The sequence below is a fragment of the Exiguobacterium sp. s132 genome (assembly GCF_018617235.1).
Classification (GTDB): Bacteria; Bacillota; Bacilli; order Exiguobacteriales; family Exiguobacteriaceae; genus Exiguobacterium; species Exiguobacterium profundum.
In genome coordinates this window covers 138,699-153,573 of record NZ_JACSJU010000001.1, presented here as the reverse complement: position 1 = coordinate 153,573, position 14,875 = coordinate 138,699, and the positions used below count along the sequence as shown (strand labels likewise).

Annotated in this window: 13 protein-coding genes; 5 read left to right on the top strand and 8 right to left on the bottom strand. The window is 50.6% G+C overall.

Annotated elements, in window-relative coordinates; genetic code table 11:
* The first annotated feature begins 21 nt into the window (after positions 1–21).
* Positions 22–714, top strand: coding sequence for an ABC transporter ATP-binding protein (locus KNO78_RS00800; RefSeq protein WP_074037586.1), 693 nt, complete (start codon positions 22–24; stop codon positions 712–714).
* Positions 707–3,931: an FtsX-like permease family protein gene (locus tag KNO78_RS00795; RefSeq protein WP_214691183.1), complete on the top strand. Its 3,225-nt coding sequence runs from the start codon at positions 707–709 to the stop codon at positions 3,929–3,931. The genes KNO78_RS00800 and KNO78_RS00795 overlap by 8 nt, the downstream gene beginning before the upstream one ends.
* Before the next feature lie 40 nt (positions 3,932–3,971).
* Here the strand turns inward: KNO78_RS00795 and KNO78_RS00790 are convergent, their stop codons facing one another.
* From KNO78_RS00790 to zapA, 7 genes are all read right to left on the bottom strand, one after another.
* On the bottom strand, positions 3,972–4,436 hold the full coding sequence (locus KNO78_RS00790; protein ID WP_214691184.1) for a hypothetical protein: 465 nt from the start codon (positions 4,434–4,436) through the stop codon (positions 3,972–3,974).
* Between the two features lie 33 nt (positions 4,437–4,469).
* The gene (locus KNO78_RS00785; protein WP_214691185.1) at positions 4,470–5,303 is read right to left on the bottom strand and encodes an EcsC family protein; all 834 of its coding nucleotides are present in this window, start codon (positions 5,301–5,303) and stop codon (positions 4,470–4,472) included.
* A gap of 255 nt (positions 5,304–5,558) precedes the next feature.
* Positions 5,559–5,969 carry a DUF350 domain-containing protein gene (locus KNO78_RS00780; protein WP_031421322.1) on the bottom strand — a complete coding sequence of 137 codons (411 nt, stop codon included), beginning with the start codon at positions 5,967–5,969 and terminating at the stop codon, positions 5,559–5,561.
* 12 nt (positions 5,970–5,981) lie between these two features.
* On the bottom strand, positions 5,982–8,336 hold the full coding sequence (locus KNO78_RS00775) for an endonuclease MutS2 (protein ID WP_214691186.1): 2,355 nt from the start codon (positions 8,334–8,336) through the stop codon (positions 5,982–5,984).
* A 15-nt stretch (positions 8,337–8,351) separates the two neighbouring features.
* Entirely contained in the window at positions 8,352–10,046 is a 1,695-nt protein-coding gene (polX, locus tag KNO78_RS00770; protein WP_214691187.1) for a DNA polymerase/3'-5' exonuclease PolX, read from the bottom strand.
* A gap of 67 nt (positions 10,047–10,113) precedes the next feature.
* Positions 10,114–10,650 carry a CvpA family protein gene (locus KNO78_RS00765; RefSeq protein WP_031421319.1) on the bottom strand — a complete coding sequence of 179 codons (537 nt, stop codon included), beginning with the start codon at positions 10,648–10,650 and terminating at the stop codon, positions 10,114–10,116.
* An 8-nt stretch (positions 10,651–10,658) separates the two neighbouring features.
* Positions 10,659–10,880, bottom strand: coding sequence for a cell division protein ZapA (gene zapA, locus KNO78_RS00760; RefSeq protein WP_015881047.1), 222 nt, complete (start codon positions 10,878–10,880; stop codon positions 10,659–10,661).
* 217 nt (positions 10,881–11,097) lie between these two features.
* Between zapA and KNO78_RS00755 the strand changes: the two genes are divergently transcribed.
* The 3 genes from KNO78_RS00755 to KNO78_RS00745 all read left to right on the top strand — a co-directional run bounded on the left by KNO78_RS00755 (position 11,098) and on the right by KNO78_RS00745 (position 13,473).
* Positions 11,098–12,306: a dicarboxylate/amino acid:cation symporter gene (locus KNO78_RS00755; protein WP_251125223.1), complete on the top strand. Its 1,209-nt coding sequence runs from the start codon at positions 11,098–11,100 to the stop codon at positions 12,304–12,306.
* A gap of 72 nt (positions 12,307–12,378) precedes the next feature.
* Positions 12,379–13,224, top strand: a complete 846-nt coding sequence (locus KNO78_RS00750; RefSeq protein ID WP_214691189.1) for a GNAT family N-acetyltransferase — start codon at positions 12,379–12,381, stop codon at positions 13,222–13,224.
* Between the two features lie 42 nt (positions 13,225–13,266).
* Positions 13,267–13,473, top strand: a complete 207-nt coding sequence (locus tag KNO78_RS00745) for a hypothetical protein (RefSeq protein ID WP_214684821.1) — start codon at positions 13,267–13,269, stop codon at positions 13,471–13,473.
* 31 nt (positions 13,474–13,504) lie between these two features.
* On the opposite strand, the gene KNO78_RS00740 is transcribed toward KNO78_RS00745, so the two are convergent.
* Positions 13,505–14,800, bottom strand: coding sequence for a murein hydrolase activator EnvC family protein (locus KNO78_RS00740; RefSeq protein ID WP_196430379.1), 1,296 nt, complete (start codon positions 14,798–14,800; stop codon positions 13,505–13,507).
* Positions 14,801–14,875: the final 75 nt, after the last annotated feature.

The window sequence follows — 14,875 nt, the reverse complement described above, 5'->3', positions numbered from 1 at the left end:
TTAAAGGAGAGATTTCACGATATGGCCTATCACTTCACATGCGAACACTTAACAAAACGATTTGATACGGGTGACGTCAAAACGGTCGCCTTACAGGACATTAACCTCCGCTTCGAACACGGGGATTTCATCTCCATTATCGGACCATCTGGGTCTGGAAAGTCGACGCTCCTCAGTCTGATCGGTACACTCGACCGTCCGACCGAGGGTACCTTGCTCTTCAACGACGAACCAATCTCGACGCTCTCTGCGAAACAACTCGCGGACTTCCGATTCGAGAACATCGGTTTCATCTTCCAACAGTTCCACCTCATCCCGACGTTGACGGCGCTTGAGAACGTCATGTCCCCACTCTTCGGACGAAAAGTCGATTACGACGTCCACGAACGTGCGCTCGAACTGTTGAAAGAGGTCGGTCTCGCTGACAAGGTCGATTCGTTACCATCCCAACTGTCCGGCGGTCAGCAACAGCGCGTTGCCGTCGCCCGCGCCCTCATCCACCGTCCGAAATGGCTCCTTGCCGATGAGCCGACGGGGAACCTCGATACACATACGGGTGACGTCATCTTTGACCTATTGATCCGCTTGAATCGTGAGAACGGATGTGGCGTCCTCTTCGTCACCCATGACCCGGAACTCGCCGACCAAGCCAACCGAAAAATCGAGATGCGCGACGGGCAGGTCGTCGCCATGAGCGACGTCCATCATGCTTAAGTTCATTTGGAATTCATGGTGGCGGAATAAGGAACGATTCATCCTGCTCATGGTCGGGATGCTCATCGTCAGTACCGGGCTCAGCTATCTTCTCGGCGTGACCCAGGCGAATAACGGGACGGTCGTCAACGAGCTGCAAAAACGTTGGGATTCGTCTTATCACATTGTCGTCCGTCCGGAAGGCAGCCGAAGCGTGACCGAGGGCTTGAACTTGCTCGAGCCGAACTATATGAGCGGGCTTGAAGGCGGGATCACGCGCGAACAGTACGAAACAATCCAACAGATTGCCGACATCGATGTCGCAGCTCCAATCGCGATGATTGGGTCGACTTATTCGAGCTCGTTCACGCAAACGCACACTTTTGATAAAGCGGGTCTCTATCGCCTTAAGATGAACACACTCATCGATACAGGCATTGAAAAAATCAATGACTTCCAAGACTTGAAAGCCTACTTTTGGGTCGGCTGGATGCCAAACGGTGATTCCACTCACATCGGCATCGGCCCGACCGCCCTATATGAAGAATTCCCACTCAGTTACGGAAGTGATGTCATGCTCGCCGGGATTGACCCGGTTGCCGAAGCGAAACTCGTCGGGTTAGACGATGCCGTACAAGCGACAGAGTTCAGTCGTTACTTCAATGAAGAGGATGTCCCAGAGCCTTACGACGAAGACATCACGACGATTCCAATTTTGATGAGTACAAAAGACTACGTCGATGCCTCAATCAACTACACCATCGAAGAAGTCGATGCCGATACGAGCGACGCAGAAAAATTCATCAATACGTATTTAGAGAACGGAAAAGAGGAATACCTCGATAGCCTGAAAGGTACAGAGGTTGCCTCATACGACTTTACAGCACAACAAATGCACGACAACATCACGAAACATATTTTAGAAGGAAAATCACAGCCACAAGATCCTCGTCTCACCGTGGAATACACTTGGCTTTCCGAGAAGGCGTCACCTCTTGTCTATGAAGGCGTGACGAGCCCGTTCCCGAAACGGTGGCCATATTCGTATCAAATCAAACCGTTCCTCGCTGAGGGTCAAGTGAAGTATGGGCAAGAAAGTATGTATCGTAAGTCCAATTTATACGCAGAAGACCTCAACGAAGTGCCGAAAGTGAAATATAACTACATCGGCTTATTCGACCCATCGAAACTGAAGCTGTCGAAAGACCCGTTGACGGAACTTCCGATGGAGACGTATTTCCCGGCAAGCGCCGAATGGGTCATGAACTCGAAAGACGAGCCGGTCAACCCACCGACGACCGTCAAACCGACGAATAACCCATATAGCTTCTTGACGAAGCCACCGTCAATGTTGACGACACTCGATGCGGCGTTCGCCATCGCCGGTGACAAGGCCATCTCGGCCATTCGCGTCAACGTAAAGGGCGTGGACGTCTTGAACGAAGAAAGTGAAGCGAAGCTCCAAGCAGTCGCCAAGGAGATCGAGGATAAGACCGGTCTCATCACCGATGTCACGCTCGGTTCGTCTCCACAATACGCCGTCACCTATCTCCCTGGTTTAAAAGGAGAAAGTTCGCTCGGTTGGATTCAGCAGCCATGGATTAAAATCGGTTCATCGATCACGATTTTCCAAGAAGCGAAACTCGGCTTCTCCGGTGTCGTCGCGAGTGTCATCCTCGTCGCGATGCTGTACGTGTTCAGCTCGAACATCATCATGTTGTACGCACGGAAGAAAGAGTTCGCCATCCTCTTGTCACTCGGTTGGCGGCCGAGTCAGCTGTCGAAACTGTTATTCTTAGAAGCCACAATCCTCGGGTCGATGGTCGCGCTCATCTCGTGGATGATTCTCGGAACGTTCCTTTGGACGGCGGCGGGCTCGACTTCGATTACCCGTATCTTATTGATCGGGCTAGCCGGTCTCTTGATTTACTGGCTCGGGACACTCATCCCGATTCGACTCGTCCGTCGCATCAAGCCATATGAAACGATGCAGTCTGGTGAAGTCTCAAAAGGCCGACGTCTCGGCCGCTCTCGCTCGAGCATCGGCATGAGCTTGAACCAACTCGTGACGTATTGGCCACGGACGTTGTTGTCGATTCTCGCCATCGCTTTACCGACGAGTCTGTTCGGCTTCTTCTTGTTCGTCACGTTCCGCCTCCAAGGTGTCTTGTATACGACGTGGATTGGGGAGTTCGTGGCACTTGAAGTCGGGACGATGCACTACGTCGCTATGGGTGTCGCCCTACTGATTGCGATGCTCACGACGACCGAAATCATGTGGCAAAACGTATCCGAACGAAAGCCACAACTCGCCGTCTTGAAAGCGCTCGGTTGGCAGAACACGTCCATCCGTCGTCTCGTCTTGACGGAAGGTGCATTGACCGGATTCTTCGCCGGATTACTCGGTGTGACGTTCACCATCATCATCGTCACGATCATGTATCAACAGTTCCCGACGTCAGAGCTACCGTTCTTGTTTGCGACCATCTTCATCCCGGTCGTAACAGGTATCTTAGGTGCACTCCTTCCTGCTGAACGTGCGGTGCGCATCACGCCGGCTGAAGCGATTGGTGGGCATGTCGTCAACCAAAAACAAGTCGAGAAACGATTCCGCTTCGTCCTCGGGACGACGGCGACGGCACTCGTCGTTGGAATCATCAGCTTGTTCGTCTTCACATCACCAGAAGTCAAGCCGGTCACGGAAGAAGCGAAAGCGACACCAGCCCCGACCGCACAGACGACGGGTGCGAAACAAGCTGATTTAAAAGCAGATAAGCCGAAAGAAGCCAAAGCCACCACACCGAAAGAAGATGATCTTCAAAAAATCATGAACCTCGGTACGTTCCAAACGTTTATTGGGGATCCACAAATGAAGAAACGTGAATTCCAAGTGGGTGAACCTGTTTACGCCTCTCCGGATGGGACCAAACCGGAAGATGGCAAACGATTCGTCAGCCTACCGATCTCGTTGTACAATGAACCAGATCAGTATGAGGGCACGATGGATTATCGTCCAAACGGTTTCCGCATGTACACGCCAGATGGCACAGAATACAGTCCGGTCGACATGGTCAACCATAACAAGAAAGCATTCCGTGGTGGATTCATTTATACACCAGGCGAGAAATCCGAAATTGATTTAGTCTTCCTTGTTCCCGAGAAAGCGAAGACGCTCATCTTGTATGCGTCAAGCGGCGCCATGCCGAAAGTGTATACCGTCAAAATTGACGTGCCGTAAACGAAACAACGTCGCCCCGGAGTCGAGGCGACGTTGTTTTTCATTCGGCTTCTTTCACGATTTCAACACGTACTCCTGTGTCCCCGACTTTTCCTAGGTTTTCTACGGTCGGGTCTTCATACGCCAACACATGAAACTCCTGCTCGATCGTACGGATGACATAATGCGCGAGCGCGCCACGGTTACGGTTCACCGGATGAATAGCCATCCGTTCACTGGCGAATGACATCAGGCGTGATGCGGACAGTTTTACAATCGGATGCTCGTTCCATAACCCGTCTTCTTTCATTCCGTGCTCTTCTTGTGTCCCTAAAAAGACGGCGTACTGTTCGAAGCGAACTCGGATGAGGTCGCGATTAGCGTCCCATGTGAGGAGCATCGTCGGATTCGCCGCTCCATAAAATGTCCACTCTAACGGGTAATACGCCTCATTCTTCATCTGAAACGATTCCATGTCGAGTACGTAGCGCTCGGTCGACATCAAGTAGTGTAAGTCTAGATTCATGAATAATCCCCTCCTAGAACATACGATATCTCCTTATATGACTCCCCCGTCATTACGTGATCCCTCATCAATTTCTACAAATTCTGCTTCGATGATTTCAAGATTTTCACGCTTGACTGTTTCCACACTTTCAATAAACTCCGCTTCCGTCATGTTGACTCCTTCTTCAAGTGCATGCATGAGACGATTGCCCATCTTCGTCATCGATGAGTACGTGATCCCTCCTGAGATGACACCACCTGCGAGTGGGATCATCTTTGAGATCCCTTTGGCGAACGTATCTTTCGTCATCTTCACCCCGATCATCGCCGACATTTTCTTGATGATTGGATAGTACACTGTTTTCATCAGCGCTTTGTTCGGGATTTTTTTCAAAGCTTCTTTCGATAATTGTGCGGACAATGCCTTGATGGTAGCCGTCGCACCGCCCACTCCGAACATGACACCTAAAAAGAGAATTAATTCTCCATTCACCCGTTCGACATCTAATTCTCCATCTTCCCAAAAGTCATCGTACCCATATAAATACCCGATTTCTTGCGCTAAACGGAGGGCGAAACCGAAGAATTGCGCCGTATCGGCCGGAATCGTTGCGGCGAGACCGATGCCTCCAGGTAGACCGGCTGCAAACGATGCACTCGAACTTTTCATCGTCTGATTGGTAATATTTCGCTTCGCTACTTTTTTGATGACTGAAAGAGGGACCTTTGCTTCAAGCGGTCCCTTTTCGACAACCTCTGCCAACTGAGTCGCTGGCACGTACTTACTGAAACTTTGGGCTAAAAATTCTTTTCGATCTACTTTCACTCCAGGCAATTTCACTGCATTCGTCATCAAGACTTCAAACACTTCTGACCCGTTCGCCATGACCTACACCTCAACCTTCTTATGTATCTCGTTCCATAATCTAGTTTTAGTATATCGATTTCCTCACACGAATTGTAAAAAAATTTCCTTTCACCCATATATTTTATATTCAAGGTCCCTGAAATCAAAAAAAGGGAGCATCCAAACGGATTCTCCCTCTTCCCTCAATAAAAGATATACCATAGTGCCGCTGCCACTAAGAACAGCCCGGCCCCGATGAACAAAATCTTTGCCAATCGTTCGTATACCATGTCTTCACCTCACCAATGCCGCGCCGACGACGAGGGAGACCCCAATCGACAGCAAGAATGCCAACAACCCGACGGCGATATTCCCTTGTTGAATCTCATCGTTCACCTTCAGTGTCGGTGTCAAAAATTCAAACAACCAGTATGTCGCGAGGAGCAAAATGAATCCAAAACCACCCCCGACGAAGATGTCGATTGTGCTATCATGATGGCTCTCGACGACCCGGAAGATGTTGGCGAGACCGACAATCTTCCCGCCTGTCGCCAAGGCGACGGCAATATTTCCTTTTTGAATCTCACGCCAGTTGCTGTACGGCGTTGTCACCTCGAAGATGGCAAGACCGACGACAATCATCAGTCCCGCCATCGAATAGAGGCCGAATGACTCCAGCATAACGGCAAACGTAATCGTACCCATTCCCGACTCCCCTTACTTCAGTTCGACGACCGTGACACCGAGTCCACCTTCACCCATTCCTCCTGGGCGCTGGCTCTTCACGTGACGATGTCCTTTTAAAAATTCTTGTGTCGCCTGACGCATCGCTCCGGTACCTAATCCGTGGATGATGCGGACGTTATCATAGCCCGACACGAGTGCTTCATCGATATACTTGTCTAGACGCATGAGTCCCTCTTCGACACGAACGCCACGGAGGTCGAGCTCGGACTTCGTCGAGCTCTGACGTTTAAGCGAGCTGCCTTTCGACTGAAGCGACTTCTCTTTCGATGGACCGATCTTCTGAAGGTCGTCCGCTTTGACGTTCACTTTCATGATGCCAACTTGGACGTTATACTCATTGTCGTTGATTTGTTTCACGATGTAGCCTTTTTGATTGAACGTCGTCACTTTCACTTCTTCGCCCTTACTGAACGTACGTTTCTGCTGGGCTTTTTGTTTCACTTTTTGAATCTTTTTCTCTTGAAGCGTCGGTTTTGCCGATTCGAGCTCTTTCTTCGCCGCGATAATCTCGTGCTCTTTGACGATTCCTTGCTCACGTAGCTTCTTCAAGCGGTCGATGACTTCGTTCGCTTGACGCTTCGCCTGTTCGACGGCCTTCTCGGCTTTCGCCTCGGCCGCTCTATACAAGTTGTCGCGTTCGCGCTCAAATTCGGTCATCTTCGCTTCGAATTCGGCCTGCTCTTCTTCAAAGTCATGGCGCTTGACGATGAGCTCTTGCTCGAGCTGCTCGGCGCGTTGTTTCGCTGCTTCAAGCTTATTGATCATCGATTCGACTGATTCTGCATCACTACCGACGTGGCTACGTGCCTTGTCGATGACTTGCTCAGACAGTCCGAGACGACGACTGATCTCGAAGGCGTTCGAGCGACCCGGTACGCCAATCAAAAGACGGTACGTCGGGCTGAGCGATTCGATATCAAACTCCATCGAGGCGTTCATGACACCTTCGCGGTTATAAGCGTATGCCTTTAGTTCCGAGTAGTGTGTCGTCGCAGCGACACGTGCCCCGCGGCGTTTCACTTCATCTAAGATGGCGATGGCAAGGGCAGCCCCTTCTTGTGGATCCGTCCCGGCACCGAGCTCATCGAAGAGGACGAGTGACATGAAGTCGATTTTGTCGAGCATGCCGACGATGTTTGTCATATGCGAGCTGAACGTCGAGAGACTCTGTTCAATCGATTGCTCATCCCCGATATCGGCATAGACCGCGTCAAACACGGAAAGCTCTGTCCCGAACTCTGCCGGCACGTAGAGACCTGATTGCACCATCAATTGAAGGAGTCCAATCGTTTTCAACGTGACGGTTTTCCCGCCGGTGTTTGGTCCGGTGATGACGAGTGACGTGTAGTCTTCTCCGAGCTCGACTGTGATCGGTACGACCTCATCTTTCGGGATGAACGGATGACGTGCCTGTTTCAACTTGATTTCTCGATTGTCGTTCAACTTTGGCTCGGTCGCTTTCATCTCTTGTCCGTATGCGACTTTCGCAAAGATAAAGTCGAGTTCGGCCAACACCTCGAGGTTCGTCATGATGGCATCATGGACCCCACCGACCTCGTTCGAGAGAGCACTTAAAATCCGTTCGATTTCAGCACGTTCTTTCAGACGAACTTCTTGAATCTCGTTATTGATGGAGACGATGGCCTGCGGCTCAATGAAGAGTGTCTGACCAGAAGCCGACTGGTCATGGACGATTCCACCGAACGCTTGACGGTACTCTTGTTTGACCGGTACAACATAGCGATCGTTCCGGATTGTGACGATGGCGTCCGAGAGCATCTTCGCATTGTTGCGGAGGATGTTGTCGATACGTGACCGGACACTCCCTTCAAAGCTCCGGAGCTGTGTCCGAAGTCCACGGAGTTGTGGACTCGCGGAATCTTGGACAGTCCCTTGGTCGTCAATCGCATGACGAATCGCCTGTTCGACCTCGATGAGCTTCGTCAACTTGTCCGCATACTCGTCAAGACGTGGAATGCGAATCTCTTCGTTATCCTCGTGAAGCTTCTCGAAGAAGTTCTTCACTTGGCGTCCGCCATACATGACGGCAGCGACGGCGAGCAATTCGCTCGTCGAGAGGACCGAGCCGATTGCGGCCCGTTTCACTTCCGCACGGACATCCGTAAGCCCACCGAGCGGCAGACGGTCACGGAGACGAACGACCTCGGTCGCCTCTTTCGTCACGTTCAAATTCGAGAGCACCCGGTCGTATGAGTAGTCAGGTTGCATCTTCAGCGCCAAATCTTTTCCGAGCGAGCTCGCCGCGTGACCGGCAAGCTGTTGGCGCAATTTTTCATATTCTAATACGCGTAACGCGTGGTCCATCTAGCATGTTCCTTTCTATCGCTTCGCCGCAAAGAACGCCTTGGCGTCTTCAAACGTGAAGCAGTTGATAATATCTGATGGTTCGAGATAGGCTTTCCGTGCGTGCAACACACCGAGGGCCATGTCTTCCATCATATCTGGGTGGTGCGTGTCCGTGTTGATCATCACTTTGACGCCCGCTGCCTTCGCCTTCTTGAGCGTGGAAGCTGTCAGGTCGAGGCGGTTCGGGTTGGCGTTCAACTCGAGCGCCGTCCCTGTTTCTTTCGCGAGCGCGATCAACTTGTCCTCGTCGATTGGATAGCCGTCCCGACGACCGATGAGTCGACCCGTCGGATGGGCGATCACGTTGACGTACGGAGAACGACAGGCGTTCTCGAGACGAGCCATGATCTCGTCGACCGATTGGTCCATCTTCGAATGGATGGAGGCGACGACGTAATCGAGCGTCTCTAGAAACTCGGGTTCATAGTCGAGCGTCCCGTCAGGACGGATGTCCATCTCAACGCCTCGTAACACGTTCATATCATGTGTCTTCGCGGCCTCGCGGATTTCTTCCCCTTGTGCTTCGAGCCGTTCCTCGGTCAAGCCATTGACGAACGTCAAATACTTCCCGTGGTCGGTGATGGCCATCCATTCATAGCCGCGATCTTTCATCGCCACGACAATTTCGTCGACGGTCAACTTCCCGTCCGACCAGACCGTGTGCATGTGCGCGTCAGCCTTGATGTCTTCGAGCGTGACGAGCTTCGATAAGTCGTGCTCGAACTCTGCATGCCCCTCCCGAAGTTCAGGCGGGATGAATGGGAGACCGTACCGTTCGAACAATTCTTCTTCTGTTTTTGGTTGCCACAATCCGTCTGCTGTCTCGACCCCATATTCGGAAATGGACTCTCCTTTTGCTTTCGCGAGTTGACGCATGCGGACGTTGTGGTCTTTCGAGCCCGTGAAATGGTGAAGCGTCGCAGCGAACGCGCCTGGCTCGACCATACGGAAATCGACCGATACCATCTCTTCACGTTCGAGGACGAGCGAGACTTTCGTCTCGCCTGCCGCAATCACTTCGTTGATGAACGGCAAAGCGAGCAGCTTCTCACGTAGCTCAATCGGCTCCTCGGTCGCGATGATGAAGTCAAGGTCTTTACACGTCTCTTCGGCACGGCGGAAGCTTCCTCCGACCGAATGACGCAAGACGAGTGTCTCCTTCTCTAACACCTCATTGATTTCTTCAACGATTGGTCGCATGACTGCATAAGCCAATCGTTCTGGACGTGATTCGAGGTTCTTCGCGGCGGCGAGTAATTTCTCCACACTCTTCGCCCCGAAACCGGGTAGTGATGCAGCCGTCCCGTCTTCGAGTACACGGATGAGCGACTCCAAGTCGACGACACCGATTTCACGGAGTTTAGCAAGTTTCTTCCCGCCGAGCCCTTGAATTTTCAAGAGCTTCATCAAACCGAACGGAATCTCTTCTTGCAGTGCTTCAAGTACTTCACTGCGTCCTGTGTCTCGATACTCTTCAAGGACTGCAGCCGTCCCTTTCCCGATTCCTGAGATGGACGTCAAGTCGTCGATGTCCTCGAGTTCAAGGTCCGTGTTCTCTAGCGCTGTCGCCGCCTTGCGGAACGCATTGATTTTAAACGGGTTCTCCCCTTTGATCTCCATATATTGCGCGATTTTTTCGAGCAACATTATCGCTTCTACTTTATTCATATGCTTCCCCCTCTTCACACAGAAAAGACCGAGACACAAGCACTAGCTTGCATTCCGGCCTGTCGTGTCACAACATCTTATTTGAAAACCAATCCGATAGATATGGCGTGTCTTGAATGATATATGTCGCTAGCGACGATTTGTCGACGGCGTTTTGAACGCTCGCCATCGGCACGAACGCGATCACCCAAAGGATGAAGAATGTGATGACATATGCCTCGAAGAATCCGAGGACAGCTCCGATCACACCTTTTAATTGGCGCAAAATTGGCAAGTCCGTCAAGAAGTCGAGCATCGCCAAGATGAGATGCAAGACGAGTTTCGTGATGAGGAACAAGACGACGAACCAAAAGACGTTATAAAATGTCATCTCAATCCCTGAAAGGGAGTTGAGGTCCAACACGCCACCTGGGAGCGTCCCGTCGAGCTGAGACGGATACGGGATCCACAGCTTGAACGCTTCGGCTAACTCTTTATAGTACGTATTGGCGACGAGAAAACTGATGATGAGCGCGACCCAATGGCCGAGCTGTAGAATCGCGCCACGACGGAAGCCGTTGACGATTCCGATAAACAAGAAAAACAGTATAAGTAGCGTAACCATGGATTGATTTATTCTCCCATATTTCGTTTAGTTTTGACGTGGTCGCTCGCGATTTGAATCGCAGCCAAGACCGCTGCCTGACGAGCATCTAGATGAGGGGATTGTTCACGAATTTCGCGGATCTTACTGTCGACCAAAAAGCCTACTTCCCTCACGTGGTCAGCGGGTTCTTCGCTTACGATCGTATAGTCTTGACCCGCAATGTGAATCGTTGTTCGTTGTAACTGCACGCGCACCCCTCCTTTACGTCTGTCAGAATTAATCATAACATCGTTTTTATATTAGGAAAAGGAGAAGCCCCTTCCCTTGATATGTACAACATTTTCTAATACCCTTCTAAACAGTTGTCAAACGTCTTTCTTTAGAAAAATTGTAAGAGAAGGTGGCAACATTCCGTAAAATGTGCGAAAATATCAACTATTCAAACAAACAGAAAGGGTGATTGATTTGAAATTACGTATTGGCCTCTTAGGTCGCATCATCATCGCGATCGCTTTCGGTATTTTACTCGGGAGCATCGTACCAGAAAGTCAGAACTGGATTGTTCGGACGTTCGTGACGTTCAACACGGTCTTCGGGCAGTTCTTAGGCTTCGCTATTCCATTGATTATTCTTGCTTTTATCATCCCGGGTATCGGGGAACTTGGAAAAGGAGCAGGAAAGCTGGTCGGACTCACAGCACTCATCGCTTACGCATCAACCATCATCGCCGGAACATTAGCATACTTTGCAACAAGCAACTTGTTCCCGCAAATTTTGACACGGTCGACGACAGGAGCCGAAAATCCAGAAGAAGCCTTGTTGAAAGGGTTCATGGAATTTGAGATTTTACCTGTATTCGGTGTCATGACCGCACTTATCTTAGCTTTCGTCATCGGAATCGGGATTGCCGCGATCGAAAGCAAACGGTCACTCGACCTCGCCATGGATTTCCGCGATATCATCGAACTCTTAATCAGTAAAGTCATTATTCCATTACTTCCAATCCACATCGCCGGAATTTTCATGAACATGACGTACGCTGGTCAAGTCGCTGAGATCCTATCGGTCTTCTCGCTCGTCTTCGTCACAATCATCGTCCTTCATTTGACGATGCTCATGATTCAATATTCAATCGCAGGTGGTCTTAACAAAGAGAATCCGTTCAAGTTGCTCAAGACGATGATGCCGGCTTACTTCACAGCCATCGGGACGCAATCATCGGCCGCGACGATTCCAGTCACGCTTCGCCAAGCGAAGTTGAACAACACGGACGAAGGTGTCGCGAACTTCGTCATCCCGCTCTCGGCAACGATCCACTTGTCAGGGTCGACGATCACACTCACATCGGTCGGTGTCGCGCTCATGTACTTGAATGGCATGGCGTTATCCTACGCAATCATGCTTCCATTCATCCTCGCACTCGGTGTGACGATGATTGCAGCACCAGGTGTACCAGGCGGGGCCGTCATGGCATCGCTCGGATTGTTCGGCTCGATCCTCGGGTTCGACGCGACGATGCAAAGCTTGGTCATCGCGCTCTACTTGGCACAAGATAGCTTCGGGACAGCAACAAACGTCACGGGTGACGGTGCCATCGCGAAAATCATTCATTACTTCAAACACAACACAAAACTTCTCGACAACACGTCGTCGAAACAAGAAGATATCGCATAATGAACGACTCATAAACGGGCAAGCCATCAGGTTTGTCCGTTTTTGTCTACATATAATAAAGGAGAGAACCATATGGAATGGATTGAATGGAAAGACCCTGATCACTTCTCAGACCGCGTCATGACGGCATTACTCGACGAGGAGGCAAAGAATAGCCTCATGATTGGCGTCTTGAATAACGTCAAACAAGGAATCTATGAAACGTTTCATCAGTTCACAGTCGAAGAGGACGGGGAGCTTCTCGCCATCCTCCAAGTGACACCACCGCATCCACTTCACTATATCGTCGTGAAGACGGAGCGCTCGGACCTTCTCCCGTCTTTCATCATCCCCCACCTTTTGAAAGAAGCAGTCCCCTTCGCGGAAGTCGTCTCGGAACGACAGCAAGCGGAACGTTTCGGGAAAGTATGGCAGGAGTTGACGTCTGGGTCGAGTGAGATGTTCATGTCCCAAGGTCTTTATCGCCTCGACAGCGTGGAAGACATCGACATGGCAAAAGGCCACATGCGAGAAGCGACGAAGGCCGACCAGGCACAGCTCGAAGCTTGGTATAGTGCCTTCGAAGCCGAATCAGGTCTCCGATCATCTCCACCAGAGAAGGTGACGAAGGCTGTACAGACGATGCTCGACAGGGAAGAGGCTGTCTTTTGGGAAGTCGACGGACAGGTCGTCTCGTGTGCGAAACGCGCACGTCCAACTGAGAACGGAATCACCGTTTCATTTGTCTACACATCACCTGATGCACGTGGTAGAGGTTACGCGCGAAGTCTCGTTGCAGACCTTAGCCGCCAATTACTTGAGACGAAATCGTTCTGTGTCCTCTATACCGACTTGACGAACCCGACATCGAACAAAATCTATCGGGAAGTCGGTTACCGACAAATCATGGACTCTGCTTGGGTCCGACTCGCTAGATGAAACACATCGCCTCCCCTATACTAATAGAGGAGGCGATTTTTCATGAACAGATTATTCGGTTGGTGGCTCCGTATCCCCCGACAGATCCGATTGACCGCTTTGACACTTGTCACGCTCGCGATACTCGGCTATATGGTGTTCCTTGGAGGCCGGAGCATGCTCGATGACCCAAACTTCGAAACGCTATGGCTCAGTGTCATCGGTGCCTCCCTTTTGACGTTCATCGTCTATAGGGCAACAAAAAAGTGATCGACGCGTTCGTCGATCACTGTCTTTGTGTTTAGAAGAATGATGCTGGGTTAACTGTGCTTCCCGCGCTCGATGAAGAGTACGAATAGCCGCCACGGTGAATCTCGAAGTGAAGGTGTGAACCTGTCGAGTTCCCTGTGCTACCCATGCCGCCAAGGTTTTGTCCTTGTGACACGCGTTGACCCGCAGAAACTGATACCGAGCTCATGTGAGCGTATACTGTCGTCCATACTTGCCCGTTGATCACGTGTGCAATCATAACATGGTTTCCGTATGCGCCACCCCAACCTGCACGGAGGACCGTACCTGTTTGTGCTGCATAGATCGGTGTACCGACTGGACCTGCGATATCAAGACCGTTGTGGAACGAGTAGCCGTTCGCACCGCTTGCTGGACCCCACCCTTGTGAGAGGCGACCGCTTGCTGGACGTTGGAACATGCCACCGCTTGCTGGTGCAGACGCTACCGGTGCTGTTGAAGCACTTGAACCGCTATTCGAGCTTGAACCTTGTTGCTTTTTCGCCGCCGCAGCTGCTGCCGCTGCACGACGTGCTTCTTCTTCAGCACGACGTTGCGCTTCGATTTCTGATTGAATCGCTTGTTCTTGAGCTTTGAGCGTATCTTCCATCTCTTGAAGGCTCATGAGTTTCGATTCGAACTTCACTTTTTCAGCTTCAAGTTTCTTGATTTTCGCAGCGCGCTCTTTCATTTTTTGATCGAGCTCTTTCTGACGTTTTTCAAGTTCTTCTTTTTGCTTCACGAGTGAATCGCGCTCTGCTTTCAAATCAGCTTGCGCTTTCGCGAGTTTTTCTTTCGTTGCTTCGTATTCTTCGAAGATTTGTTGGTCGTTCTCTTGGATCGTACCAGCTGTGATCATGCGTGTGATCAAATCACCGAAGTCTTTAGAACCGAAGATGAACTCAGCCCAGTTGACTGACGAGCCACCGTTCTTTTGCATCGTCGCCATACGATCTTTCATAAGATCTTCTTGTGCTTTCATTTTCGCTTCGTACTTTTTAATTTGTGCTTGAAGCTTTTTAATCTTTTCTTCAGTTGCACGAATCTCAGCTTTTTTCTGAGCGACATCGTTGATGACGTCTTGGAGTTCAGCATCTAACTTGTTGATCTCTTGTTGCTCTTTGCTGATGGCTTGCTCACGTGATTGAATCGAAGAGTTTGCTTTCGACTGTTCACTGCTATTCTTTTGTCGTTGTTCTTGTACTTTCTTCTGCTTCTCTGTAAGTGAGGCTGCATAAGTCGGTGACGTTCCGCCGATCAAGAGTGCGCCTAGAGTGACTGTTGCTGCAAATTTCTTCAAGTTACCCAATGTGCTTCCCTCCGCTGATTCCCGTGTAGTTTTTATCTATAGTCGTGCAATTATTTTTTATAAGATAAGTCGCGA

What these genes read in the sequence shown, in the direction of transcription:
- KNO78_RS00795 (WP_214691183.1), top strand. Translation starts at nt 707, where the DNA reads ATGCTTAAGTTCATTTGGAATTCATGGTGGCGGAATAAGGAACGATTC.
- KNO78_RS00785 (WP_214691185.1), bottom strand. Translation starts at nt 5,303, where the DNA reads ATGGCGAACGGGTCAGAAGTGTTTGAAGTCTTGATGACGAATGCAGTG.
- KNO78_RS00790 (WP_214691184.1), bottom strand. Translation starts at nt 4,436, where the DNA reads ATGAATCTAGACTTACACTACTTGATGTCGACCGAGCGCTACGTACTC.
- KNO78_RS00775 (WP_214691186.1), bottom strand. Translation starts at nt 8,336, where the DNA reads ATGGACCACGCGTTACGCGTATTAGAATATGAAAAATTGCGCCAACAG.
- KNO78_RS00750 (WP_214691189.1), top strand. Translation starts at nt 12,379, where the DNA reads ATGGAATGGATTGAATGGAAAGACCCTGATCACTTCTCAGACCGCGTC.
- KNO78_RS00780 (WP_031421322.1), bottom strand. Translation starts at nt 5,969, where the DNA reads ATGGGTACGATTACGTTTGCCGTTATGCTGGAGTCATTCGGCCTCTAT.
- KNO78_RS00765 (WP_031421319.1), bottom strand. Translation starts at nt 10,650, where the DNA reads ATGGTTACGCTACTTATACTGTTTTTCTTGTTTATCGGAATCGTCAAC.
- KNO78_RS00745 (WP_214684821.1), top strand. Translation starts at nt 13,267, where the DNA reads ATGAACAGATTATTCGGTTGGTGGCTCCGTATCCCCCGACAGATCCGA.
- polX (WP_214691187.1), bottom strand. Translation starts at nt 10,046, where the DNA reads ATGAATAAAGTAGAAGCGATAATGTTGCTCGAAAAAATCGCGCAATAT.
- KNO78_RS00800 (WP_074037586.1), top strand. Translation starts at nt 22, where the DNA reads ATGGCCTATCACTTCACATGCGAACACTTAACAAAACGATTTGATACG.